Origin of the sequence: Vibrio sp. PID17_43 (genome assembly GCF_002608565.1) — a bacterium.
Taxonomy (GTDB): domain Bacteria; phylum Pseudomonadota; class Gammaproteobacteria; order Enterobacterales; family Vibrionaceae; genus Vibrio.
The window spans coordinates 19784-44797 of the sequence record NZ_LIXM01000001.1 but is presented as its reverse complement, the minus strand read 5'-3'; the positions used below and the strand labels follow the sequence as shown (position 1 = coordinate 44797).

Sequence of the window (25014 nt, the reverse complement as noted above, 5' to 3'; positions counted from 1 at the left end):
AGGTGGTCACCCCCTAAATTAGTGCAATTGCCTGATGTCCCCTCTCTACCACATTGATTTTGCTTAATACACTCTATGGCTCGATTCTTGAACTAAAGTTTAAGAAATGGACATTCGATTACCAATTCATCGTGCAGATTTAGGATAAACCCACTCCCCGGGTTTAATGCTGTTTCGAAAATAATACAAGGGAAAGGGAAGATTTATGCAAGATGCACTCGCAGTAATTTTGGCCGGTGGAATGGGCTCTAGGCTAAGCCCCCTTACTGATGACAGAGCCAAGCCTGCCGTACCATTTGGTGGTAAGTACCGAATCATTGACTTCACACTGACTAACTGTCTTCATTCAGGTTTACGAAAGATTCTCGTCCTGACACAGTACAAATCACATTCACTGCAAAAACACCTTCGTGACGGTTGGTCCATATTCAACCCTGAACTTGGTGAATACATCACGGCCGTACCTCCGCAGATGCGCAAAGGTGGTGCATGGTATGAAGGGACGGCCGATGCGATCTACCACAATATGTGGCTGTTATCTCGTAATGATGCGAAGTACGTCGTGGTACTTTCTGGTGATCATATCTATCGAATGGATTATGCAGCCATGCTAGAAGAGCATAAAGAGAATGGTGCAAAACTCACGGTTGCCTGCATGGATGTTCCTGTAGAAGAGGCCTGCGCCTTCGGCGTCATGGGGATCAATGAAGATGGTCTGGTCCAGTCCTTTGTAGAAAAACCTGATCAACCACCAACTCTCCCTGAGGACTCAACGAAAAGCCTTGTTTCTATGGGAATCTACATTTTCGATATGGACGTTCTGCAAGTTGCACTGGAAGAAGATGCCAAATTGGAAACTTCAAGCCATGACTTTGGTAAAGACATCATTCCGAAATTGATCGATACCGAGTCCGTTTACGCCTACAAATTCTGTGGTAGTAAAGGTCGAGTAGACAAAGATTGCTACTGGCGTGATGTGGGCACTCTTGATTCTTTCTACGAGGCGAATATGGATCTACTAGAGCCAGTCCCACCAATGAATCTCTATCAGCCCAACTGGGCAATTCGTACCTACGAGGGACAATTTCCACCAGCACGTACCGTCTCTTCCGCTACGGGGAATGAAGGTATTTTTATTAACTCCATTATTGCAAATGGTGTGATTAACTCCGGAGGCTCTGTGCAACATTCTGTGATTTTTTCAGATGTTAGTATCAACGACAGCGCTACTATTGTCGATAGCATTATCTTTGACAACGTTGAAGTCGGAGAAGGTTGCCAGCTGGTTAGCTGCATCATCGACAAACATGTGAAGATACCACCTCATACCCAAATTGGAATCAATAAAATTGAAGATGCTAAACGCTTCCATGTTTCCGAGAAAGGCATTGTTGTAATACCAGAGGACTACGAGTTTTAGCGCTTCAGATGCCTGAATTAAAGCAGCAAAAATAAAGCGCGCGATGTACATCGCGCGCTTTTTCATCTCCATTTAATTTGGATTAGATATTACACACTGTTGACCAACTACCATCACTACCTGGTTCCGATGCTGTCCACCAGTTCGCCTTGTATACCACACCGTTATGAATCACTTTATCACCTTGGTTTGCGTGGCTTGGGTTACCTTGCCAATCTGTTTGAGGGAAGTCTGGGTAAGTGACCAGTCCAGCCGTGTCACAAGTACCAGGTTCCGCACCGCCAGTGCCAGAGTTTAGCTCACCGATTGGTAATTCTGGTTGCTCAAACTTGAACGCAAACTCTTTACCACCAGAAATCACCGTGTAATTAGCAGGACCAGAGATTGGTAGGTAGTAAACCATATCAAGCTCGTAACTCCCTCCCGCAGGCAGGTCTTTCCATGCAGGTAGAGAGAAGGATGCGCGGTGCATTACACCGTCCAAACCACCGATGTTGTTTGCACGAGTATGCCCAGACGCAATCACACTGAGGCCACCACCAGACTGATCTTTGGCGTTATCCGGTGCAGATACAGGAATATCGAACTGGAACTCTGTACCGCCAGGAATCGCTTGACCCGTGTTGTTTGTGAACGTGATCTTCGGATTAATTGGGTAGTTTTGGTCACCCACTTTGAAGCCACCAATACTCACTGCGATGTCGACTGCTTCTGTCGGGATAGTACCTATTGCGATCTTGTTGCCGTAAGGCGTTGCAGACTTAAACTTGTCGTAAATAGCTTTAGTCATAGTGTTACCCATGTGGTACTCACCATTACCAGCCGCACATGCCTGTTCAGTTGCATCAATCGTCGTACGGTTACCGTTCGCGTCGAGTACGTAACAGCTATAGTCACCTGCTAGTTCCCAGAACATGATACCGCCGATTTCTTTATCAATGACGTAGTCCGCTTTCACTTCAACAGACGCTTTATCTTCTGTTGACAGGAACACGCTCTTCTCCGCATTCCATAGCCATGGAGCAACTGCAATATCATCGTAGTGACGAGTATAAGAGCCAACGAATTTGTCGTCAGGATCGTTCACTGGATCCAGTCCATATGCTTCTGCGTAAGAACCCCAGATACCTTTCTCTAGGTTCTTAGCGTGCCACATTGGGTTTGAACCTGCGCCCATTTCGTTGCCTTTAGGGTCAGTATCATGCCACATGTTATCGATACCGATAGCGCCGTGACCACAGTTGTTCTTCTCACCTTCACCAGTGCCCGGCGCACACTCAGATTGGTTAGGCAGTGCTGCGCGACCCCATAAGCCATTATCACCACCTGTTACACCTTGCCAACCACGGGTGTAGTAAGGCACACCAATATTAATACGACCAGCAGGCATAGAGCCACGGAAGTAATGGTAAGCCCAATCCGTATTCAAATAGCCAATGCCACCGTATGCCGCCGTACCGTACACGTTCCATTGAGCAAGCTCAGAGTCTTTACCTGTATCAAACAGTGCCGCGTTGTGACCAACGTGATCGTTCCAGGCACCATGCAAGTCGTAAGACATGATGTTGACGTAGTCTAGGTACTTGGTAACATCGAAGGTTTCCATACCACGCAGCAGGTAACCTGAAGATGGCGCTGCAATCGTCAGCATGTAATGAATGCCGTCTTGATTAGAGGCAACATCTAGCTTCTCACGCAGAACCTTCATCAACTCTTGGTAAGATGCCCATAAGTACGGACGACGTGGTTCCATGAAGTCTTTATCGTATGGGTTACCCGCACCAGCCATAGACGTGGGGTATTCGTAGTCGATATCTAAACCATCGAATTTGTAGGTACGCATCATCTCTACGGCAGACGTTGCAAACTTCTCGATACCTGTGTAGTTGATTGAACCGTCTGCGTTGGTTGTCATGGTGTAGAAACCACCATCCGCTACACGATTACCGTCTGCGCCGAAGTGACCACCAGTTTCCGCCCAACCACCGATAGAAATCAGCGTTTTAACGTCATGTTTTTGCTTATAAGTGGCAAGTGCACCGAAGTGACCTTTGAAACCTAGAGCCGGGTCTACTTCAACACCAGGCCACGTTTTACCTGTTGCTGGGTTACTTGGATCGTTGACATCACCGACGTTCACTTTACCATCAGAGCCAATGCTCACGAATGCATAATTAATATGCGTTAATTGCTCCCAAGGAATATCTTTGACGAGGTAAGTCGCTTGCGGATCATCACCACTACGCCAGCTTGTGAAGTAACCAATGACACGGCGTGGGTGATCGGTGCCCATTAATTCACGACCTTCTTCGTCGTAAATTGTACAATAAGGAACATCCACACCAGCCGTTTGGTACAAGCCGTCAGGACGACAGTTTGAAGTCACTTCACCACCATTTACTGATAGCGATACAAGGGAAGAATCCGTTGTTGCGCCAGCGTCGTCTGTCGCTTTAGCATATATAAATACACTGCCTGCTTGTTCCGGAGTGAAATCAACAGCGTAAGGCGCTGCGGTTGCCGTACCAATAATCGTACCTGCCGCAAAGAACTCAACTTTAGCAACCGTGCCATCCGCGTCAGCCGCGTTAGCTGAAACCGTTAACGTACCACCAAGTTCAACAGAAGTTGCTGATAGTGCCACGTCTACCGTTGGTGCTTCATTTCCCGGTTGACCTGCGTTTACAGTAAGAGTGACTGCACTGACTGTGCTCGCGGCATTCTTGTCGTCGTAAGCTGTAGTTGAGAACTCGTGATTACCCTCTGTTGCCGTCCATGATGCAGTGAAAGGCGCTACTGTTGATGTACCAACCAGAGCGCCGTCAACGAAGAACTCAACTTTACTGACTGTACCATCAGTGTCCGTAGCCTCTGCTGCTAGGTTTACTACGTCACCTGCCGTGATAGAAGCCGACGCAGAAGGTGATGTTAAAGTGACTGTCGGTATTTCATTTAATGGGGGATCAATGACGCCACCATCACAAGCGCCAAGCTTTTTCCACTCTCCCCATTCGCCAGATTGTGAAGGGTTGTTGTTTTGCGTCCAGTAACGCGCTTGGTATGCGTTGTTTTCAAACTGAACTTGATCGCCGCCATGATAAACTTTTGACGAATCCCAAGTATCTAAAGGGGTACAGTCAACGGCTGCGTAGCTGTTGAATGCCATTAGGTAAGAAGCAGTCAAAGTGCTGAATGTAAAAACATTCTTTGCTGCTTTCCCATTTCTAAGGTGCATAGCGCTCTTCCTTAAGTTATTGTTTACACGTTATTATATGAATTGCATAAGCTGCATTCACACTTTTGTTTTGACGTAAAATAACTTAAGTACAACTTTCCCATTTCACACTAAATATTTATAAATTTTCAACAGCACTTCTCAACATTCCACTAAAACGTTGCAACAAAGTACGGCTTATTTTGCACCGATAAGTAATTTTATAGACCGAATAAATAAGTCGATCGCAAATAAACAAAAACATCTAACCAAAGTTCAATATTGGGTCTATGGGTCAAGTAATTTTTGTCGCTCTCGGCGTTTCATTGAAATGTCTTTTGTATTCTCGACTGAATTGTGAAGGACTGCTGTATCCAACTAAGCGTGCTGCATCGTTTACCCTTCTTCCCTCCAGTTGAATTAATTCTCGTGCTTTGTTTAACCTTACTTTTTTGATGTATTGTAATGGAGATTCGAGCGTTACATTACGAAAAGCCTGATGGAACGCAGAAACGCTCATATTGGCTTCTTCTGCCAAGGTTTGAACATTCAGTTGTTCGTGATACGCCTGATGAACACGGTTTAACGCTTTTGCTACCCTAGCGTAAGATCCTTCCTGATGTGCTAATTCAAACAGTACGTGCCCTGATTCACTTACAAGTGCACGATAAACAATTTCTTCAAGTAACATATCTCCTAGCATCGCAATATCTAGTTCATTGCATAACATGCTCATCAAGCGCTTGCATGCATCAAGCATGGCATCGTTCATACGAACCGACTTCAAACCGCACTGAGCAGAATCCTCGACAACGTTACTAAAACGTTTCGCTTCGAGTTTCTTGACTAACTTTTGTAAAAGTGCTGGTGAGATATCTATCGAGATCCCATATAAAGGCGCATTATTGGTTGCAATTGCCTCACACTCCAACGGCATAGGTACCCCTACAACCAAGTAGTCATCAGGCCCATAACGCACTGGCGTCGTGCCAATATGGATATTTTTGTCCCCTTGACCAAGAACGATGATGCCAGACTGATAAATAAAGGGCTGACGCTGATTGCCCCTACTGCTTCGATAAAACCAAACGCCTTCTAAAGCGGTTTCTTTAATACCTTCGAGATCATGCAAGTCATGACTCTCAGCGTATTGCTGCATAAGCTCTGCAAGTGTGTTCATTGCGCTACTCCATCGATTATGGGGCACTATACTTTGAGTTCTGAATAGAGTTCCAGCATAAGACCTGCAATTTTGTAGGAATAGGCAATAAATTTACAGAAATCGACCTACTCCCTCCCCTTTCATCGTACTAATATGCATGCATTCACTCTCCTCACAATGGAAGAAATAGGTAAAGCAATGAACTTTTCATACGTAAACCCAACTCAAATTTTCTTTGGTCAACACCAAATTTTAGCGATCAAAGACGCCATTCCTATGGGTCAAAAAGTACTGGTTATCTATGGTGGCGGTTCTATCAAAAAGAACGGCGTATACGATCAAGTAATGCAAGCACTAGAGGGACGAGACTGGTTGGAGTTTTCTGGCGTTGAGCCAAACCCAACGAAAGAGACACTAGACAAAGCGGTTACCATCGTGAAAGAACAAGGCATTGATTTCATTCTTGCTGTAGGCGGTGGTTCCGTTATCGATGGATCTAAATACGTTGCTGCATCTTCTAAGTACGATGGTGATGGCTGGGACATCATGGTGGGTAAACATCAAGTAACACAAGCGATCCCGCTAGCTGCGATTCTGACTTTACCAGCAACAGGCTCTGAGTCGAACATGGGTGCGGTCATCACTAAAGCAGAAACGCAAGACAAACTGGCTTTCATGGCACCTGCGGTTCAGCCAAAATTCGCCGTGCTTGACCCTGATGTCATGAAAACACTGCCTGAACGTCAACTTATCAACGGCATTGTCGATGCTTGGGTTCACGTTTGTGAGCAATACCTAACACAGCCAACCGGTGCGATGGTTCAAGACGGTTACGCAGAAGCACTACTGAAAAACCTACAAGTATTGGGTGAACAGTTCGCTGAACGCGACAACGATCAATGGCGTGCGAACCTGATGTGGACAGCAAACCAAGCGTTAAATGGTCTCATCGGTAGCGGCGTTCCTCACGACTGGGCAACGCACATGATCGGCCATGAGCTGACCGCACTATGGCACGTTGACCACGCACGTTCGCTAGCGATCATTCAACCATCATTACTGCGTAACCAAATGACGTTCAAGCGTCCTAAACTAGAACAAATGGGACGCAATGTATTCGGATTGGCTGACGGTGGTGATTTGGCAGAACGCACGATCGAAGCAATCGAAGCCTTCTATCACCAACTGGGCGTAGCAACACAGCTAGAAAACTACGGCGGCGATCGTGACGAGGCAATCAATGCCATTATTGATCAGCTAAGTAAACACGGCATGACGATACTAGGAGAAAACCAATCTATCGACCTAGAGAATAGCCGTAAAATCCTCGAACTAGCTGTCGCATAATCACTATCGGTTAAACCTCTGACGGCATTGTGTCTTTACGGACGCAATGCCGCTTTTTATTGGCGTTGAACACTTTTTAGCCTCACTTTGGTTAACTGTTTATCTCGGCTCATGTTTTCCGTGCACTTTATTATTTTTGGAGGTGCAATAAGGTAATTAAGTTGTTATTGTTAAAAGAAACGTATTGCAAAAGTTGTCGCCTTTGAAAGAGAGAAACATCGTTGTTGAGTTCAGCGGCGTAAACAAATGGTATGGTGAATTCCACGCTCTAAAGGACATCAATTTTTCGGTCCATACTGGAGAAATCGTTGTCGTCTGTGGCCCTTCGGGTTCAGGAAAATCGACTCTGATTCGTTGTATTAACCATCTTGAATCTATTCAAGAAGGTGAAGTGAGCGTTTTTGAACAACCCGCAGGCTCGAAAAAACAAAAGCCTGGAAAGGTTGGGATGGTGTTTCAACACTTCCACCTTTTCCCGCATCTTACTGTCCTAGAAAACCTCATACTTGCTCCTGTCCGCACGCTTAAGCTATCCAAGCAAGAAGCAGAACAGCGTGCTCGCCATTATCTAAAACGCGTTAATATCGAAGAGCAAGCCAACAAATACCCTATTCAGCTTTCTGGTGGTCAGCAGCAGCGTGTTGCTATCGCCCGTTCTCTTTGTATGGCGCCAGACTTGTTATTGTTTGACGAGCCAACATCAGCACTTGATCCAGAAATGATCAACGAAGTGCTCGATGTCATGGTTGAACTCGCCCAAAGTGGCATGACGATGATTTGTGTCACACACGAAATGGGGTTTGCAAAAAAAGTCGCAAACCGAGTCGTGTTTATGGATGAGGGTGAAATCATTGAAATGAACTCGCCAGTTGCGCTCTTTGAGACGCCTCAACATCCGCGAACACAAGCATTCCTTGAACAAATTTTGAGTTACTAATCTATGGTGATTCGAATCATCAAACCGGTTCTGCAAGCAATATTACAAATGGCCATCCTCTTGGTTGTCATTGTATGGGTACTCGATTCTGGCGCTCAGGCCATGGGGTATCAATGGCAGTGGGAGCGCGTGCCGGACTACATTGCCTTTTATGAAGATGGCGAATGGTGGCCCGCTGAATTGATTGACGGATTAATCGTCACCTTAAAAATCTCTGCGATAAGCCTCTTTTTTACCTTAGCCATCGGGTTAGTGACGGCGCTTTTGCGACTCAGCGATTCAAAAGTAGGCAACGCAATTGGCTCCGCCTATGTAGAGCTCATTCGTAACACCCCACTGCTCGTCCAAATCTATTTGCTTTATTTTGTATTTGGACCCGTGATCGGTTTAGACCGCTTCAGTACCGCCGTTTTAGCGCTGTCCCTTTTCCAAGGGGCATACACCGCTGAGATCTTCCGTGCGGGCTTAAACAGCATTCCAAAAGGGCAGTTTGAGGCAGCAAAAAGCTTAGGGCTATCCCCTTTCTTTGCCTACAAAGACGTGATTCTTCCTCAGGTACTTCAACGTACTCTGCCACCACTGACGAACGAAGTAGTTTCACTGATTAAAAACTCTTCTATCGTCAGCGTGATGGCGATTTTCGACCTGACAACAGAAGCGAGAAACATTGTATCTGAGACGGCGATGCCGTTTGAAATTTGGTTTAGCGTGGCAGCAATCTACCTTGCTCTCACATTGTCACTATCTGGCTTATCCGCTTGGCTGGAACACAAACTGGGAGCCAGTTGGCGCAAATTATAAGGAGATAACGATGAAGTTATTCAAAGCGACCATCATCGCATTATTGGGACTTGCTATTGCTTTGCCTTCGCTTGCACAAGAAGAAGCAACGACCCCAAATGTGGACCAAATTAAAGAGCGCGGCACGCTTCGCGTCGGTATGTCGACTTTCGTACCTTGGGCAATGCGTAACAAACAAGGCGAATTGATCGGTTTTGAAATTGATGTAGCAAAACGCCTCGCCGCAGATTCGGGCTTGAAAGTGGAGTTTGTACCAACCGCTTGGGACGGGATCATCCCTGCTCTACTTTCTAAAAAGTTTGATGTCATCATTGGTGGCATGTCGATCACACCAGAGCGTTCCAAGAGCGTATTGTTCACCCAACCTTACTCTCATTCTGGCGTTCAAATCGCTGCAAACAAAGAGTTAGCTTCAGGCTTTAGTGAGTTTTCAGACTTTGATTCTCGCCGTGTAAAAATTGCAGCTCGACGTGGTGCGTTCACAGTGCAAGTCGCACGTGAGACATTCCCGAAAGCGAAAATTCTTCAATTTGATGATGACGCTCAAGCATTCCAAGAAGTCCTGAACGGTAATGCTCACGCTGTCATTGCTTCAAGCCCGAAACCAGAACATGAAGCAATCAAGCACGCAGACAAACTGTTTATTCCGTTTACTGAGCGCCTATCAAAAGGGAACGAAGCGTTTGCGGTTCGCTTAGGTGAAGAAGATAAAAAAGCACTCTTCAACCAATGGATTGAAGATCGTACACAAGATGGCTGGCTAGATGAACGTTACGAATACTGGTTCTCTACATTAGATTGGCAAGATCAAATCGCACAAGGTCAGTAACCCTTGATGGCTCGTTGTTTGAGCGAGCCACTCTTTTACCACGTTCACATCGGAGTTTAAGTTTTTGAGCGGACAAACCACCACACGCCTTGCACCTAACAAAGTAAAATCAGGCTTTTTCTTGAGTCGTTTTAATCTACTTGATTGGGTGCTGCTTGCCATCTGTGCATTAGTTGGGGGTTGGCTCTATCATCGCTCCACCGTAGGGGTGAACTACATCTGGCATTGGAAGGAAGCGCTGGAACTGCTATTGACGCCAAGAGCAGACGGCAGCTTACCCTACTTCTTCCAGGGGTTGATTTCGACTTTACGTCTGAGTTTATGGGGCATTGCCCTGGCAGTCGTATTTGGTACCGTTCTTGGTTTGGCGCGTTTTTCTGATTCTGTTTGGTTACGCACACCTGCGAATACATTCATTCAATTGGTGAGAAACATACCTCCATTGGTGTTTGTATTCATTTTCTATTTCTTTATTTCCAACCAATTAATTCCCCTGCTCGGATTAGAAGATCGGTTGCGTAACTATCGTGGCGAACCTAACGCGCTTCAACTCTTCTTATTTGGTCCTGCTAACCTTTGGGAAAACCTCGCGTCTGGGGTGTTATGTGTTGGCTTACTTTCTTCTGCTTACATTGCAGAAGTCGTGCGTGCTGGATTGCAAAGCGTCGATAAAGGCCAATGGGAAGCCGCAGATTCACTTGGCCTTTCTCGCTGGGTAAAATACCGCTTTGTCATTGCGCCACAAGTGCTAAAAGCCATTACACCCGCACTTGCCGGGCAAACTATCGCCTTGGTGAAAGACACGTCAATCGTATCGCTGATCTCAATTCAGGAGATGACTTTTGTTGGCACAGAAATAGCGAACTCGTCTGGCTACATTTTTGAGATCTGGCTTATAGTGGGATTGGTTTATTTCCTCATTTGCTTCGGGCTATCCCTATTTTTTAGATACATCGAGAAAAAATCAGCATCCTATTCCAATTAGCAATTAGCAATTAGCAATTAGCAATTAGCAATTATCGCGTGTTTAGCATCTGTAATTTTCGAAAGTAAAACTTATCAAAAAGACTAATTTCAAGGGATTCATTTTTGCATTCAGTCATTACTTTCACCTCATCAAGCCAATAAACATCTGCTAATAATTGAATGTCTTTGGCCAATAATTCACATTCTGCCGTAGTCATTTCCTCTAGCCTCTGACTCCAGCAGCGTGATATGTCTACTATCAATACCCTTTCCAACTCCAAGTACAAATGGCTATAGCTATAAAACAAGGATTCGACATCATCAGAATAGGTAATGACCAAAGTGCATTCCCCTTCCCCGATATCACAAATTCGGTATTTTCTATCATTTAAGTAGATGGCACGTTCCATAGTTATTTCCTCAGTAAGCGTTGTTTACCCCCTTATTATTATTTTTTGTTTTTCAACGATACGAATTAGAGAAATTCATAATTGATGATGCAGATATGAATTTCTCTAAACCATTTCAACACGATTTCATTGCCTTTATTGTTACCACATCGTTTTACCGCAGAGGAATTGCAGTATTCATCCGATATCTCCTCGTTAAAGGAACATAACGAGCCTTCGGCAACGCAATAAAGACTCAACATGCTTAACCTACTCAAACAAGAATACAAATTGCCTTTAGGTATTCTCGCCGTACTGTTTTTTAAGCTTATTGGCGACAACCTTCTGACTGGCGGTTTAGCACCAATTTCCTACGTACTGACAACGGGTGTCCTGTTCTATGTGGTCATGGTCGCGATCTTCTCGGTGGTACGCCACTCTGACGCGCTTGCCATCAAACTAGGCGATCCTTACGGCACTCTCATCCTTACCCTTTCCGTTGTACTGCTCGAAGTCATCATGGTCTCATCCGTCATGCTTACCGGTGATTCAAACCCGTACTTAGCAAGGGACACTATGTTTGCTGTTGTTATGGCAGTGTTGAATGGCTTTGTAGGTATTACCTTGCTGATCGGAGGTTTGAAGTATCACACTCAAACCTACAATCTAGATGGCATCAAGGCCTACTTGGTAGCAATTATTCCACTGGCGCTACTTTGTTTGGTGCTGCCTAACTTCACCAGTACGGATGCCTTCGGCAACAAAACGACAATGCGAAAAAACTGCACAACTGATTAGTCAGGCAGAGTCTCAGCAACTCGCCTCGATTTTCCACAAGCTCACAAACGAAGAACGTATCGCGATTTGGGAAATGCTCATAGATGTTAACCCGAGTTTAGCGGCCAATCTGCTCGATCATTTTTCTAACTCGGAGTTGGTCAGTTTGATGAGTCAACTCACTACGAGCACAACGATTTGTTTGTTTCAATACATACATTCAGCAGATCGTCGATTGCTTATCAAAGAATTGCCTCACGATTTACAGGTGCAGTTAAGAGCCTCATTGCCAGAAGCATAGAAGTATGAAGAACGCGATGCGTTAAGTTACCCGCTTTACTCGGCAGGCGGTATTTGTAAAAGCGAAGTACTCAAAATCGACTCAAACGCAACAGTCGACACCTTAAGCACCATGCTAAGCGCGGAAGAACAAAATCTGGATAGATTAGAATGGCGTTACGTTGATTGCGACCTTTACTCTAACCATGGCGTACCCTCTACTTAAAGCGCTGGGCCAAAACGGAATTGATGCATTTACGCGTATCATGGGCTTTCTTCTAATTTGTATGGGCGTACAGTTCTTCACTCTAGGCATTGAAGAAATCGTTCTAGAAATAAATCATTTGCTGTAACTTTAAAAATACAAAAACGAATCTCCATAAAATATTACACCCAAATAATTAAACCATATATACCCCGTCGATAATTCGTCGGGGTATTTTTAATTAAAAAGAAAAACATGAAAATTTGAACTGCTGTAATTCATAGATTATCAAGTACCAAACCAATAATTCCTCACTCATTAAATTTTGCTCCCAGCCTAGTTTCAGTGATTACCTTGTCGATTTATCATCATCTTTTGTTATTCATTGCTTACAAAATGAACCATTGAGTTTGTCAACGATTCACATATGCTAATAAGCACGATTCCTATTTATTGCTGTGAGGGTTTATGATTGATTTAAAAGATTTGGATCTCAATCTTCTCAAAATACTGAAAGCTGTCGTCGAGACTCAAAATACTCATGCAGCGGCAGATATGCTCGGCATCTCTCAAACAAGCGTGAGTCGAGGTCTGGCTAAATTAAGAGATACATTTGGAGACCAACTTTTTATCCGCAAAGCACATGGTGTTGAACCATCGGAACTGGCAGAGAAACTTGCTGAGGCATCTGATGAAATGCTCAACCCTATAATGAAAGTCGTTGAGTCGTACCATCACTTCGAGCCATTAGAATTTACAGGCGAAGTGACCATTGCAATGAATGTTTTTTTACTCGAACAATTTGGTGACGGGGTATTTAGCGCACTTAGAGAAGCGCTTCCTAAAGCAAGCTTTAAAATGCTGTACTGGCAAGAGCACAGTTTGTTAGATGTCCTTAGTGGGAATATTGACTACTTAATTCATTTTGCAGGCATGCCGTTGCCACAAGATATCTATCAACACAAACTTCAAGACATCAAAATTAGCCTTGTCGCACGCAAAGATCACCCGATCTTAAGCCAAGGTCAAGACTGGGAGGATATTCATGATATCCCTGTCGCTCGAATACTCCTAGACGGTATTAATACCAAGCGTTCACCGATTGAAGAACTATATCTCTCTAAAGGGTACCAAGTACAAGTCACACTCGCGACACACAGTGTCTCTGTCTTAATTAACAAAATCAAAAGCTCTGATGCTTTGTGTTTTGGTAGCACCTTTATGACAGTGAATGAACCTGAATTGCAGTGCTACCCTCTTCCAACGCTCCCTAAAGAAATGCACCAAGTTCAGCTTAACGGGGGTTACTTGCAATCTAAGCGCGGCTTTCCGCTTAACCAGCATCTACACCAAGCAATACAAAGCTACTTCGATTCCATTGAGCAGCCTGATTGCCTCCATGGTTTAAAAAGTACCGTTGGAACTCACATTTTACCTACACGCTAAAAATAGTAGTGATACGCAATCACTACTCTTTTGAAGATAACAAGCCAGAAGCTTATCGAACTGAAGAGGTTTTTTGGGGGTATAAAATGGTGTCTTTGATTTCATGTTTGTATTCATAGCTGAAATCAGGAAACGGAAACGCACCCTCTTCATGCCATTTTGCTACAACTTGAGCGGCTTTTGTCTTTCGCTCCTCATCATCCGAGCCCTGCTTCTTCACTAACTGGTATTGGTTGGAGTGTGCGATTTTCGCTCCAATACTTTCTACCTGCGCTAATACGGCAAAAAGAATATCTTCTTGCACGGCCATAAACTCTTCATTGTCTCGGCATCTAATATACGCCATGATGTTGATGTTGATTGAGAACTCCCCAACTCCAATTAACCTCACACGAACAGGTTCCGCTTCTGTCATTGGATGTTGGAGTAACAATCTCCGAATATTAACTATCAGAACGCGCAATTGCTCTAAACTGATCTCCGAACGTAACCTCAATACATGATCCATCCGACGTTTATCGCGCCTTTCTAAATTATCAATTTCCATATTGGCGAACTCTGAGTTCGGTATCGTAATCAAAGATCGCTCTAACGTTCGGATCCGAGTCGATCTCAACCCGATGCTTTCGATTGTTCCAAGTTTTTCACCATAACGGCAAAGTTCACCAATTTTGATTCCACCATCGGCATAGAGCGTCAACCCGTTGATCACATTCTCCAACACCGGGCGAATTGCAAGCGCGACCGCCAAACCACCCACACCTAAACCAGCAAGTATGGGCGAGATTGAGAATCCCATATACTCAATGACATAAACACCAAGCACCACAATCGTCAATCCACCGACAATTCTCGCCAAGACAGTGATGAGAGAAGAATCTACGTGCTTCCCATTGTGTTTTTTAAATACATAGATCTCTGCAAAATAGTTAAATATTGCCATGATCAACCAAGACACAGAAACGAACTGCGCAACTAAGAAAGAAGTAGCGAAAAACTGATAAATACCCCCGGTTAACCAAACACCATCATCAATGAACTTTCTGGTCATCATCAGTAGCAATACCACTGACACCAATGAAATTAACCTGCCTACTCGCCACTTGAGCCCTTTACTTTCCCACTTATCGTTCCAGCGATCGCCAAACATAAAGCTGATTTTAATCATTACTTTACATAATGACAGAACACAGGCTAATGCAAACCACTGCCACAATGGAAGTGGTCCATACAACTGGTTAAACAAAGATGGCAACGCCTGTATGTACCGCTTAGAAATCAAAGGGCCTGGGCTGGCTAAAAACGTTTGATAGTGATCATCTCTCGGCTCCACGGCGTAATCATTCGAAGCTAATGTCCGATACCAACGGGGTAAGCTCTGAACCGTCGCGGCTGAAAACAAAAATTGGTCAACATTATCTCCACTCAATTGCTTGGAGATAACAATATCGGAGTTTCCAAGACGCCAATACGACAAATCATTCTCTCTGACTTGATTAAGATCTGGCGAGCTTTCACGAACATCCAAATCAAATCGGTCAATAACCTCTCGCAGTAAAATGATTCTTTCCATCGTTACGACGGTGCGGCTGCGGTTAGGTACCAATGAGAGATCCATGGTTCTTAGAGCCTGAGCATAAGCCTGTTGAGCTTCAGGAAGTTGTAAGGTCTCATCTTGCCAATGTTTGATCACCACATCCGATGCGTACATAAAACTGGCTAATGTATCACTTGGGCTCGATGTGTCAGCCAACTTCACCGGTTCATTTGCTCGGGAGGATAAACTGATAGAAATAAGCAAAGCATAGAATAAGATTGCAATATAACGATTTAACATTATTTCTCTTCCTCCCCGTTGACTGGCTGTTTTAGACCACCGCTAGGTGCACCCTGAGTATTATTGGCTGGCTGTACCTTGGCTTGTTCCATTGGGGTTATGGAATAACCATGATCAATCAAAGATTGGTGGGTGGAATAATGGCTGACCGCTTTTAATAAAGTCGATGTACAAAAAGAGAAAAATTTACGTACTTGTTTCATGGCTGCCTCCATCAAACGAGTCACGTCCTTGTGATATGAAAAGTCAATTAGTCGAACTCAAAGCTTCAACTCTCACTAGTTAATGTACTTATCGAAGAACAAACCAAGCTCTTTCAGTGCATCGTCTGATTCTGGCATATCCACAATAAGGCCATTCATGTAATCACCGTGGGCTTGACCATCGTATACATGCAAGTGCGTGTCAACGTCTGCACTACGCAATAATCGATGCATTCGAACGGTGTCACTCAATAGAAGATCGCGAGTACCTGAGATGAAAATCGTTGGTGGAAAAGATTCTATTTCTGCATTGATTGGTGATAACAGCGGGTTATCCAAAGGCTCCCCATTGGCGTACAGATCAAATGTGCCTTGAATCACGCCTTCGCGTTGGCCAAGTGGATCAAGCCCTTTCAATGTGTGCCATGTGTCTGACGTCTCTTTTAGATCGACTGCCGGCGTCCCTGCGAACAAAGCACCTGGAGTAGGCAACCCAAGCTCTTGAAGCTTAAGTGTTGATGCCAGGGTCAAATTACCACCAGCGGACGTACCAAACATGGCAGTCGCTTCAGGAGCCTGCGTCTTTATTAGCTCTTTCCATACCGTCACCACATCATCGATAGCCGCTGGGAACGCGTGATGTGGCGGCTGGCGGTAGTCTATCGAGATAACTTGAGCACCTAAGCCGTTTGCAACCCAAATCGCTTCTCTCATTGCAGACTCTCCACCACCAAGGACAAAAGCACCACCATGGATGTGGACAAGCCACTTATCTTTGTATTCTGGTGCTATATTTTTTGGGGTCACAAGGAAGGTATCTACACCTCCAATCTGCTTCGTTTCAAACGTCGTCCCTGTCTGCTCTAGCGCGTAATGCGCAAGCTCGATACCAGATTGGTCATACATCGTTTGAAACTTTATCCATTCTTCTTTTGTGGTTGGTACAGAAACATTAAGTGGTGATTGAGTGCCTCGTTGTTCTATTAGGGCGGAAAACTCATTAGAAACACCAGTCGGGGTAGGAATAGTACGTTTGTCCAACACAGTATTTGCAAATACTGCAGAACTTGATAGTCCGATTAAAAGAGTAGGAATAAGAGTTGCTAGTTTAGATTTCATGGTCGCTCCAGTTGTTGGTTTTGGTTAACTGAAGCCATTATTCATTGAGCAAACCATAATGCCCATGAATTAGAGAAATTCAAATTTGCCCTGTCAAACCCTGCAATAATGAATTTGTCTAATTCATTAAATTTAAGGGATTCTCATGAGATAACGAACACCTAGCTTATGAGGAGGTTCCATGAAATATCTACCGATCATCACCATATTTTCTGCGTACTTAGTATTTTTCTTTTTGCTTGTAATGAGGCTTAGTCGCTAATCACATGAGTTGTTGCCTTTGATGCAGAACTCACACTCCTACATTTACCAATAAACTATCGGCGTTAATACCAGTCCAAATAAAAAACGCCGAACTGTTGTCGGCGTTTTTGTTTTGATTTGCAGAAAATGGCTTAGAAAAAGTCGATCGAGTTACGACCACTCTTCGGATCGCGCACGGCTTGAGGCTTTTCTGCTTTCTTGCCTTTTTTCGCAGATTGAGACAACGCGTTTTGTTGCTCTTTCCATTTTTTATCCGCCGCTTTACGACCCGTTGATTGAGGGCCAGTACCCTTTACATTAGGTTGCTTCTCTTTACGTGGCTTTTCTTTACGAGCAGGTTGCGCTTCTTTCTTCGCTTTCTTTTGTGCTTTTTGCTCTGCGGTTTCTGGTTCTGTTACTGGTGCGTCACACACAACCACGTAGTACTCTTGATTGAACTCAAAGAAATCACCATCGTACATCTTGCGGCGTTTACGCGTTTCTAGCTCACCATTTACAGCCACGTAACCTTCATCGATTACATGTTTAGCTTCGCCACCACCACTGACCAAGTTTGCGATTTTGAAAAGCTTGTACAGCTCAATTGGGTGCGCGTCAACGTCGATGCCAATCGCTTCGATCTCAATCTCTTCGCCTTCTAAATACTCTTCGTTTTCGTAATCTTGGGTCATGTTGTTTACTCATTTGTCTTGATGCACGGAGTTTAAACGGAATACGGCCAAATAGAAACGTGATCTTGGCGTATTCTCGCACCTAGCGGTTACTTGAGTATATACTGACCCAATAACTCTTTGAACGAGCATAAATTTTGTCCAACCCCTGCCAAATGACTTTTGCAACTGCGAACCTGTTTAATTTTATCGCACCACCGAATGCGTATTATGACTTTGAGAACATCTACTCATTTGAGCAGTGGCAAGACAAGCTCGCTTGGACCGCATCACAAGTTAACCATCTGAATCCCGACATCATTGGCTTACAAGAAGTATTTAGTATTGACGAAACCAAAACATTTTTCGCTGAGATGGGTTATGAATATTTTGCCACGGTAGACACACCACATATCGAAGGGGATTACATATACTCTCGCCCTGTTGTTGCAGTAGCGTCTCGCTTTCCTATTGAACATTTTGAACCGGTAACATTCGATGAAGAGACGCTCGATGCCTTCGGTGAAGTCGACGCGCCTCTTTTCAGTCGCAAACCGATTCGAGCAATCATCCTTCACCCTATCATGGGGCATATCGCTGTTTATGTTACGCATCTAAAATCGCAACGCCCTGCCGATTCTGACACACCAGAAGAAGCAAGCAGACCCATTGCTCGCTGGCTTTCCACGCAACAACGCGGCTGGGAGGCAGCAATGCTGCGCGATGCCATGCAAAAGCAATATGCTCTCACCCCAATGCCGACTGTGTTGATGGGCGACATGAACCAACCCATCACATCAACAAGCGTAAATCGTGTCTTAGTCGAAAAATTCGGTGACAGTGTCATCGACCTAAAGCTTAGTGATGGTTGGGAACTGCAAATCGCGCCAACATTAGAACCACGCCCAGCAACCCATTACCACTTCGCAAAAGGAAACGTGTTGGATTACATCTTATTGTCGCAAGAGTTCAACTCGCATGCAGATGTATCGATTGCAGAAGTGACGAGTTACCAAGTACTTGATGCGCACTTAATCAATCCGTCTTTTGAGAGAGATAAGAACGCCAGCGACCACGCATTTGTGGCGCTGACGGTAGAGATTAAGCTTTAAATTGCATCTCGATAACGCTTAACAATCCTACGAGGGATAAGCTCAATACCCGCTTTATAGCGTTTTGCCGATGCATTTAAAGCCAACTCCATCGCGCTGTCGGCAATCAGTTCGAATTGCTGAGGCAACGAGTTAATTTTGATTGGTAGGAAGTCCAGTAAACGGTTGTCGCCAAACGTCGCTAAACGCACTTTTCCCATGAGATCCGGCTTTTCTAACATCACGTCTAATACACCTTCAAGCAAGGTGTAAGACATGGTCACAACCGCATCTGGAAACTTGCCTTGTGCAATCCAGCCTTCGAGCACTTTCTTACCTTCTTCCCGAGAGAAGTGCTGGCCGTAGCCAACCGAAACGGTTTTACCTTCTTGCTGGCATGCTGAACGAAAACCCAACTCACGCTCTTTCGATACTTGTAGCTCTTCCAATGCACCGATAAGGCCGATCGTTTCAATATCAGAAGAGAGGACCGATTCGGTAAGTTCAAACGCCGCATCAAAATCTTCACTGATCACGCAGCAGAAATGCTCATCGTCCATCGGGCGGTCAAGTGCGATAACGGGCGTGCCTGAGTTTTGTAACTTCAAATAGAATTCACTTGCGGTTGGCATACTGCTCGCAACGAATAACGCATCGATTCGGCGACTCACTAGAGCTTCAGCCACCTTTTCTTCGGTTTGCGGATCATCATCTGAGCAACCAATTAAAATCTGGTATCCCGCTTTACGCGAGTTTTGTTCAATCAGTTTCGCCAACCTTGCATAACTGGTGTTCTCTAAGTCGGGAATGATTAACCCAAATGAGCGTGAGTTCCCCGCACGTAAAGAAGAGGCCGCGTGATCTGGTTTGTAATTATATTGCTCAACAACCGCCATCACTTTCTTTTGTGTCTTCTCGCTGATGCGGTACTTCTGCGCTTTTCCATTTATTACATAGCTTGCTGTGGTCTTAGAAACCCCTGCTAATTTCGCTATTTCATCCAGTGTCATATCCTAAGCCTTACTATGTGCGCCGGATCATATTAATACATCAACGATCCTAAGATAAGTTGAATTATACGCTGAACCGATTCAGTATAAAAGCTGAAAGGATTCAGCAAAACTTAAAAGTTGACGGGAGTCACCTAAATCAATCGTTAAGCACTGACAGGTTAACATCTGATTTTAAACAGTTTCGCTGAATGCTTTAAAAATTTAATTACCTGCCGAATCGATTCAGTTTGATATTAAGCGAATAGACACGTTCAGCAAAAAATACACTCTCGGCGTTGCGCGCTGCGTAACCAAGATGAATTAGAAATAGAGACCTTAAGGCTGGAGAAGCACCATGCTTAAGCTAAATAAGAACGATATTACCCTTTCACAATCTGCGACAGATAAATTTGAAGCGATCAAAAGCATCGCTCAAAGCCTAACTAACAAAGGTCTGGTTGAACAAGGTTATGTAGAAGGCATGCTAAACCGAGAAAACCAAAACTCAACATTCTTGGGTAACGGTATCGCGATTCCACACGGTACAACCGATACACGTTCAATGGTGAAAACCACTGGCGTAGCCGTTCATCACTTCCCTGAAGGTGTTGAATGGGGCGATGGCAACCAAGTCTTCGTGGCTATCGGTATCGCGGCAAAATCCGATGAGCACTTGGGCATTCTTAAGCAGCTAACCAAAGTATTAGGTGCTGACGGCGTGGAAGCGCGTTTACGCAATGCGAAAAATGAAGACGAGCTCATTGCCCTACTTCATGGTGACGTTCAGCTAGAAGCCGATTTCGATGCTTCCCTTATTCAGCTGCTATTCCCAGCAAGCGACATGGTTCAAATGAGCGCGGTTGCCGGTGGTTTACTAAAGAATACTGGCTGTACCGGTAATGAGTTCGTCGCTGATCTAGTAACCAAAACACCAACGCATCTTGGTCAAGGTCTATGGCTAGTCGGTAGCGATAAGCAAGTGACTCGCACTGGCGTTTCTTTTGTTTCTACTGCTAACGACTGTGAGTTTGAAGGCGAGAAAGTACGTGCGCTGATTGCATTCGCCGCTTGCAACAATGCTCACCTATCTATCCTAAGTACGATCTCAAAGCTTGTGTTCAACAACGAACACAACAAACTACTGGATGCGACTGTAGAACAAGTTTTGGCGCTATTCAAAGGTGAGGAAATGGCAACCGAAACAGCTGAAGATGGCAACACGGCAACATTTAAGATCAAAAACGCACACGGTCTACACGCTCGTCCAGGCGCAATGCTGGTTGCAGAAGCAAAGAAATTCGAATCAAACATTCGCGTAGCAAACCTAGATGGAGATGGCAAAGCCGTCAACGCGAAAAGCTTAATGAAAGTGATCGCACTTGGTGTGAAACACGGCCACCAGCTTCAATTCTCTGCTGACGGTTCAGATGCAGCGCAAGCACTTGAGTCTATCGGTAAAGCGATCGCGTCTGGTCTTGGTGAAAGTTAAGGAGCGGATTCATGACAGCAACATCTCACTCTATAACGGCAACAACAACTGCAACAAATAAGGTCGTTACCATCACGCTTAACCCAGCGCTTGATCTAACAGGTTCGCTAAACACGTTAAAAGTCGGTTCAGTAAGCCTTGTAGAAAACAGCAACCTACACGCAGCAGGCAAAGGCGTAAACGTCGCCAAAGTGCTGAGCGATCTTGGTGCTGATGTGACGGTGACCGGTTTCCTAGGTAAAGACAACCCAGAGCTCTTCCACCAGCTATTTGCGGAAATCGGTGTGAACAATGAGTTTGTTGAGGTGGAAGGTGCGACGCGCATCAACGTAAAACTGGTTGAAGCCGATGGTCAAGTCAGTGACATCAATTTCCCTGGCGTTCAAGTAACCGCAGAAGAAATCGTGCGCTTTGAACAAACCCTATTCCGTCTTGCAGAAACACACGACCACTTTGTGCTTGCTGGCAGCCTACCAGGTGGTGTGACTGCTGAGCAATGTGCAGAGTGGATTGAAAAGCTGCGTCAACAGGGCAAAAAAGTGTTGTTCGATAGCAGCAAAGCCGCTCTTCGTTCAGGTATCGATGCTCATCCATGGCTTATTAAACCAAACGATGAAGAGCTAAGCGACTTTGTAGGCGATCACCTAGAAACACCAGAGCAATGCCAAGCTGCCGCGCAAACGCTAAGCGACAAAGGCATCGAAAACATCGTGGTTTCAATGGGAGCAGACGGCGTAATGTGGCTAAACCAAGGTGAATGGCTGCGCGCACAACCACCTCGTATGAATGTGGTAAGTACAGTAGGTGCAGGTGACACGCTCGTTGCTGGTCTGTGCTGGGGCCACATGCAGGTGATGCCAAAACACGATTTGCTGCGCTTCGCGACGGCGCTTTCTGCCCTAGCAGTGAGCCAAGTTGGCGTTGGCCTAACCAGTCAGGAAGAACTGGAGAACATTAAGCTCCAAACACAAGTAACCGAGCTTTACCCTAATACGAACTTAGACAATAACTAAGGAACAGAAGGTTATCAGTATGAATATTGCCATTATTACAGCTTGCCCAAGTGGTGTTGCGAACAGCATCATTGCGGCAGGCCTACTAGAACAAGCAGCAGCTAAGTTGGGTTGGAACGCAAAAATTGAGTGTCAATCAAGCGTGGTTTAGCCAACACGGCTAACAGACGCTGACATTGAACAAGCAGAAGTGATCGTCATTGCGGCTAACACTCCAGTTGATACTTCTCGTTTCGTAGGTAAAAAAGTCTACCAAGCAGATATCAGCACCGTTGCAAAAGACGCATCTGCATTCCTACAAACTGCGGTAGAAAACGCAGCAACGCTAGAGCAAGCAATCACCGTTGCAGCGACAGTAGAAAGCGCATCAGCAACAAAGAAAATCGTTGCGATCACCGCATGTCCAACAGGCGTTGCACACACCTTCATGGCAGCAGAAGCGCTAGAAGAGGAAGGTAAACGCCGTGGTCACCAAATCAAAGTGGAAACGCGTGGTTCAGTAGGTGCAAAAAACCAACTGACTGACCAAGAAATCGCAGACGCGGATTTAGTTATCATTGCGGCTGACATCGAAGTGCCGCTTGATCGTTTTAATGGCAAAAAGATGTACCGCACGAAAACCGGTCCAGCTCTGAAGAAAACCGCAGAAGAGATGGATAAAGCATTCGAACAAGCGACCGTGTACCAGCACTCTGGCGCATCTAGCGCTTCATCAGCCACAGACGAGAAAAAAGGCGCATACAAACACCTAATGACAGGTGTATCACACATGCTTCCTGTTGTGGTTGCTGGTGGTTTGATCATCGCCCTATCCTTCGTATTCGGTATCGAAGCGTTTAAAGAACAAGGTACGCTTGCAGCCGCGCTAATGAAAATCGGTGGTGACTCTGCATTCGCTTTAATGATTCCTGTACTTGCTGGTTACATCGCATTCTCTATCGCTGACCGTCCGGGTCTGGCTCCGGGTCTGGTTGGCGGTATGCTAGCAAGCTCGACTGGCGCGGGTTTCCTAGGTGGTATCGCTGCGGGTTTCATTGCAGGTTACGCAGCGAAGTTCCTTGCAGATAAAGTAACACTTCCCCAATCGATGGAAGCGTTGAAACCAATTCTGATCATCCCATTTGTTGCAACGCTATTTACAGGCCTTGTGATGATTTACATCGTAGGTGGTCCGGTTTCTGGCATCATGAATGCCCTGACTGACTTCCTGAACAACATGGGTTCTGACAGCGCAGTGCTACTAGGTATTATCCTTGGCGCAATGATGTGTTTCGACTTGGGTGGTCCGGTGAACAAAGCGGCTTACGCGTTCGGTGTTGGTCTGTTAGCTTCTCATACTTACGCACCAATGGCAGCAATCATGGCGGCGGGTATGGTCCCTGCGCTAGGTATGGGTCTGGCGACGTTTATTGCGCAGAACAAGTTTGAACAAACTGAACGTGAAGCAGGTAAAGCATCGTTCGTGCTGGGTCTGTGCTTCATCTCTGAAGGTGCAATCCCATTCGCTGCGAAAGATCCAATGCGTGTTATTCCTGCGTGTATGGCAGGTGGTGCTCTAACCGGTGCTCTATCAATGCTGTTTGGTGCAAAACTGATGGCACCACATGGTGGTCTGTTCGTACTGCTCATCCCTAACGCTATCTCTCCAGTATTGATGTACTTGGCAGCCATCGCAGCAGGTACAGCGGTAACGGGTTTCACTTACGCATTCCTAAAGAACAAAGCAGAAGCAAAACAACAAGCAGCCGCTTAATCAATACTGAGCAGCTTATGCTTACCTAGTTTACGAGTGCTTAGCCTTTATAATGCCTCTCTCGATTTGGCATTCGACACCTCCCTCTAGCTTCGGCTTAGGGAGGTGTTTTTTATTGGGTGCATAAAACACAAAGGGCGACACACTTTTCACTATTAGTGGTCGCCCTTTTCTTATGCTCTCTATGCAGTGGTCGGTTTAATCCTGAACAGTGGCAAACATGACTGGCACAACGATCAGTGTCAGCACGGTAGAAAAACCAAGGCCCGCCGTAATCGTAATCGTAAAGGTTGGAGCTTCTAATCACCCAAGTGCGAGAAACGTCGTTACTCCGCCAACCGCGACAAGATCGATGAACAGCTGGCTTTGACCATATCAGCCGCGACAAGATCGTTAACGACAAATAACTTTACCGGTTTGATGAGTGGTTCCTATGGTTCTGATACGGCTTTATTACAACCCGCTAGCATCACTGAGAGGCCCAATGATGCAAGAGACCTGGCCACAAGACGCCCAGCACCGTGATAAATTGCTGAACAATCACTGAGGTCTGTTCAATACGATCATGGCAAACCAGTTTGGCATCGCAAAAGAAGACATGCTTCAGCCAGCGAAACTAAGCGATATTGTTATTGAAGTACGCTGCCCTATTGATGAGTTAATCGCTTAATCAACGTCTTTCAAACGAACATAAAAAATGCCGAGCTTGCTGCTCGGCATTTTTATGTATTTATCATTTCAGAGAGTGCGACACGGCGGTTATACAGCGCGTGGAGAGTAGATTCCTAGTCTCGCTTGAGCTCGCTGGAATGACAACACTAGTTTAATAAA

The 25014-nt window shown here is 45.2% G+C and carries 20 protein-coding genes and 4 pseudogenes; 15 read left to right on the top strand and 9 right to left on the bottom strand.

The genetic code is table 11. The features are described 5' to 3' along the window. The first annotated feature begins 205 nt into the window (after positions 1–205). Positions 206–1420: a glucose-1-phosphate adenylyltransferase gene (glgC, locus tag AK965_RS00195; RefSeq protein ID WP_099077704.1), complete on the top strand. Its 1215-nt coding sequence runs from the start codon at positions 206–208 to the stop codon at positions 1418–1420. Positions 1421–1502: 82 nt separating this feature from the next. Here the strand turns inward: glgC and AK965_RS00190 are convergent, their stop codons facing one another. Then, positions 1503–4655 carry a glycosyl hydrolase family 18 protein gene (locus tag AK965_RS00190; RefSeq protein ID WP_099077703.1) on the bottom strand — a complete coding sequence of 1051 codons (3153 nt, stop codon included), beginning with the start codon at positions 4653–4655 and terminating at the stop codon, positions 1503–1505. Positions 4656–4929: 274 nt separating this feature from the next. Next, positions 4930–5814 (bottom strand): AraC family transcriptional regulator, encoded by an 885-nt coding sequence (locus AK965_RS00185; protein WP_099077702.1) that lies wholly within the window; start codon positions 5812–5814, stop codon positions 4930–4932. Positions 5815–5994: 180 nt separating this feature from the next. Here AK965_RS00185 and AK965_RS00180 point away from each other — a divergent pair, with 180 nt between their 5' ends. From AK965_RS00180 to AK965_RS00160, 5 genes are all read left to right on the top strand, one after another. Continuing rightward, on the top strand, positions 5995–7143 hold the full coding sequence (locus AK965_RS00180; protein WP_099077701.1) for an iron-containing alcohol dehydrogenase: 1149 nt from the start codon (positions 5995–5997) through the stop codon (positions 7141–7143). A 202-nt stretch (positions 7144–7345) separates the two neighbouring features. Continuing rightward, complete coding sequence (locus AK965_RS00175) at positions 7346–8080, top strand: amino acid ABC transporter ATP-binding protein (RefSeq protein ID WP_099077919.1); 735 nt, start codon at positions 7346–7348, stop codon at positions 8078–8080. A 3-nt stretch (positions 8081–8083) separates the two neighbouring features. Beyond that, entirely contained in the window at positions 8084–8881 is a 798-nt protein-coding gene (locus AK965_RS00170; protein WP_099077700.1) for an amino acid ABC transporter permease, read from the top strand. Positions 8882–8891: 10 nt separating this feature from the next. Then, positions 8892–9710: a transporter substrate-binding domain-containing protein gene (locus AK965_RS00165; RefSeq protein WP_099077699.1), complete on the top strand. Its 819-nt coding sequence runs from the start codon at positions 8892–8894 to the stop codon at positions 9708–9710. A gap of 64 nt (positions 9711–9774) precedes the next feature. Then, positions 9775–10695 carry an amino acid ABC transporter permease gene (locus AK965_RS00160; protein ID WP_099077698.1) on the top strand — a complete coding sequence of 307 codons (921 nt, stop codon included), beginning with the start codon at positions 9775–9777 and terminating at the stop codon, positions 10693–10695. A gap of 31 nt (positions 10696–10726) precedes the next feature. Here AK965_RS00160 and AK965_RS00155 read toward each other — a convergent pair whose 3' ends face one another. Further along, positions 10727–11086, bottom strand: a complete 360-nt coding sequence (locus AK965_RS00155) for a hypothetical protein (RefSeq protein ID WP_182852624.1) — start codon at positions 11084–11086, stop codon at positions 10727–10729. 240 nt (positions 11087–11326) lie between these two features. Between AK965_RS00155 and AK965_RS00150 the strand changes: the two are divergent. The 4 genes and pseudogenes from AK965_RS00150 to AK965_RS00135 form a co-directional block, all read left to right on the top strand. Then, positions 11327–11836, top strand: a pseudogene (locus AK965_RS00150) (calcium:proton antiporter); the annotation flags it as partial. Then, positions 11814–12143, top strand: a complete 330-nt coding sequence (locus AK965_RS20570; RefSeq protein WP_253252635.1) for a hypothetical protein — start codon at positions 11814–11816, stop codon at positions 12141–12143. The pseudogene AK965_RS00150 and the gene AK965_RS20570, both read left to right, overlap by 23 nt. Before the next feature lie 160 nt (positions 12144–12303). Beyond that, a complete protein-coding gene (locus AK965_RS00140; RefSeq protein WP_253252634.1) occupies positions 12304–12474 on the top strand; it encodes a MarC family protein in 171 nt (56 codons plus the stop codon). Between the two features lie 320 nt (positions 12475–12794). Next, positions 12795–13772 (top strand): LysR family transcriptional regulator, encoded by a 978-nt coding sequence (locus tag AK965_RS00135; RefSeq protein ID WP_099077697.1) that lies wholly within the window; start codon positions 12795–12797, stop codon positions 13770–13772. Positions 13773–13824: 52 nt separating this feature from the next. Here the strand turns inward: AK965_RS00135 and AK965_RS00130 are convergent, their stop codons facing one another. The 4 genes from AK965_RS00130 to AK965_RS00115 all read right to left on the bottom strand — a co-directional run bounded on the left by AK965_RS00130 (position 13825) and on the right by AK965_RS00115 (position 17866). Then, positions 13825–15609, bottom strand: a complete 1785-nt coding sequence (locus AK965_RS00130) for a mechanosensitive ion channel family protein (protein WP_099077696.1) — start codon at positions 15607–15609, stop codon at positions 13825–13827. Further along, positions 15609–15812, bottom strand: coding sequence for a hypothetical protein (locus AK965_RS00125; protein WP_099077695.1), 204 nt, complete (start codon positions 15810–15812; stop codon positions 15609–15611). Before AK965_RS00125 ends, AK965_RS00130 begins: the two co-directional genes overlap by 1 nt. Before the next feature lie 75 nt (positions 15813–15887). Beyond that, positions 15888–16931 carry an alpha/beta hydrolase gene (locus AK965_RS00120; RefSeq protein WP_099077694.1) on the bottom strand — a complete coding sequence of 348 codons (1044 nt, stop codon included), beginning with the start codon at positions 16929–16931 and terminating at the stop codon, positions 15888–15890. A 395-nt stretch (positions 16932–17326) separates the two neighbouring features. Further along, positions 17327–17866 (bottom strand): RNA-binding S4 domain-containing protein, encoded by a 540-nt coding sequence (locus AK965_RS00115; protein ID WP_099077693.1) that lies wholly within the window; start codon positions 17864–17866, stop codon positions 17327–17329. A 137-nt stretch (positions 17867–18003) separates the two neighbouring features. On the opposite strand from AK965_RS00115, the gene AK965_RS00110 reads away from it, so the two are divergent. Continuing rightward, positions 18004–18957: an endonuclease/exonuclease/phosphatase family protein gene (locus tag AK965_RS00110; protein ID WP_099077692.1), complete on the top strand. Its 954-nt coding sequence runs from the start codon at positions 18004–18006 to the stop codon at positions 18955–18957. On the opposite strand, the gene cra is transcribed toward AK965_RS00110, so the two are convergent. Next, on the bottom strand, positions 18954–19946 hold the full coding sequence (cra, locus tag AK965_RS00105) for a catabolite repressor/activator (protein ID WP_099077691.1): 993 nt from the start codon (positions 19944–19946) through the stop codon (positions 18954–18956). The genes AK965_RS00110 and cra overlap by 4 nt on opposite strands. Positions 19947–20283: 337 nt before the next feature. Here cra and fruB point away from each other — a divergent pair, with 337 nt between their 5' ends. The 3 genes and pseudogenes from fruB to fruA all read left to right on the top strand — a co-directional run bounded on the left by fruB (position 20284) and on the right by fruA (position 24183). After that, a complete protein-coding gene (fruB, locus tag AK965_RS00100) occupies positions 20284–21417 on the top strand; it encodes a fused PTS fructose transporter subunit IIA/HPr protein (protein WP_099077690.1) in 1134 nt (377 codons plus the stop codon). 11 nt (positions 21418–21428) lie between these two features. Further along, positions 21429–22430, top strand: coding sequence for a 1-phosphofructokinase (gene pfkB / locus AK965_RS00095; RefSeq protein WP_099077689.1), 1002 nt, complete (start codon positions 21429–21431; stop codon positions 22428–22430). A 19-nt stretch (positions 22431–22449) separates the two neighbouring features. Beyond that, positions 22450–24183, top strand: a pseudogene (gene fruA / locus AK965_RS00090) (PTS fructose transporter subunit IIBC). Positions 24184–24365: 182 nt separating this feature from the next. On the opposite strand, the pseudogene AK965_RS20185 reads toward fruA, so the two are convergent. After that, positions 24366–24465, bottom strand: a pseudogene (locus tag AK965_RS20185) (AcrB/AcrD/AcrF family protein); the annotation flags it as partial. 187 nt (positions 24466–24652) lie between these two features. Here AK965_RS20185 and AK965_RS20565 point away from each other — a divergent pair. Then, positions 24653–24853 (top strand): annotated as a pseudogene (locus AK965_RS20565) (TetR/AcrR family transcriptional regulator); the annotation flags it as partial. Positions 24854–25014: the final 161 nt, after the last annotated feature.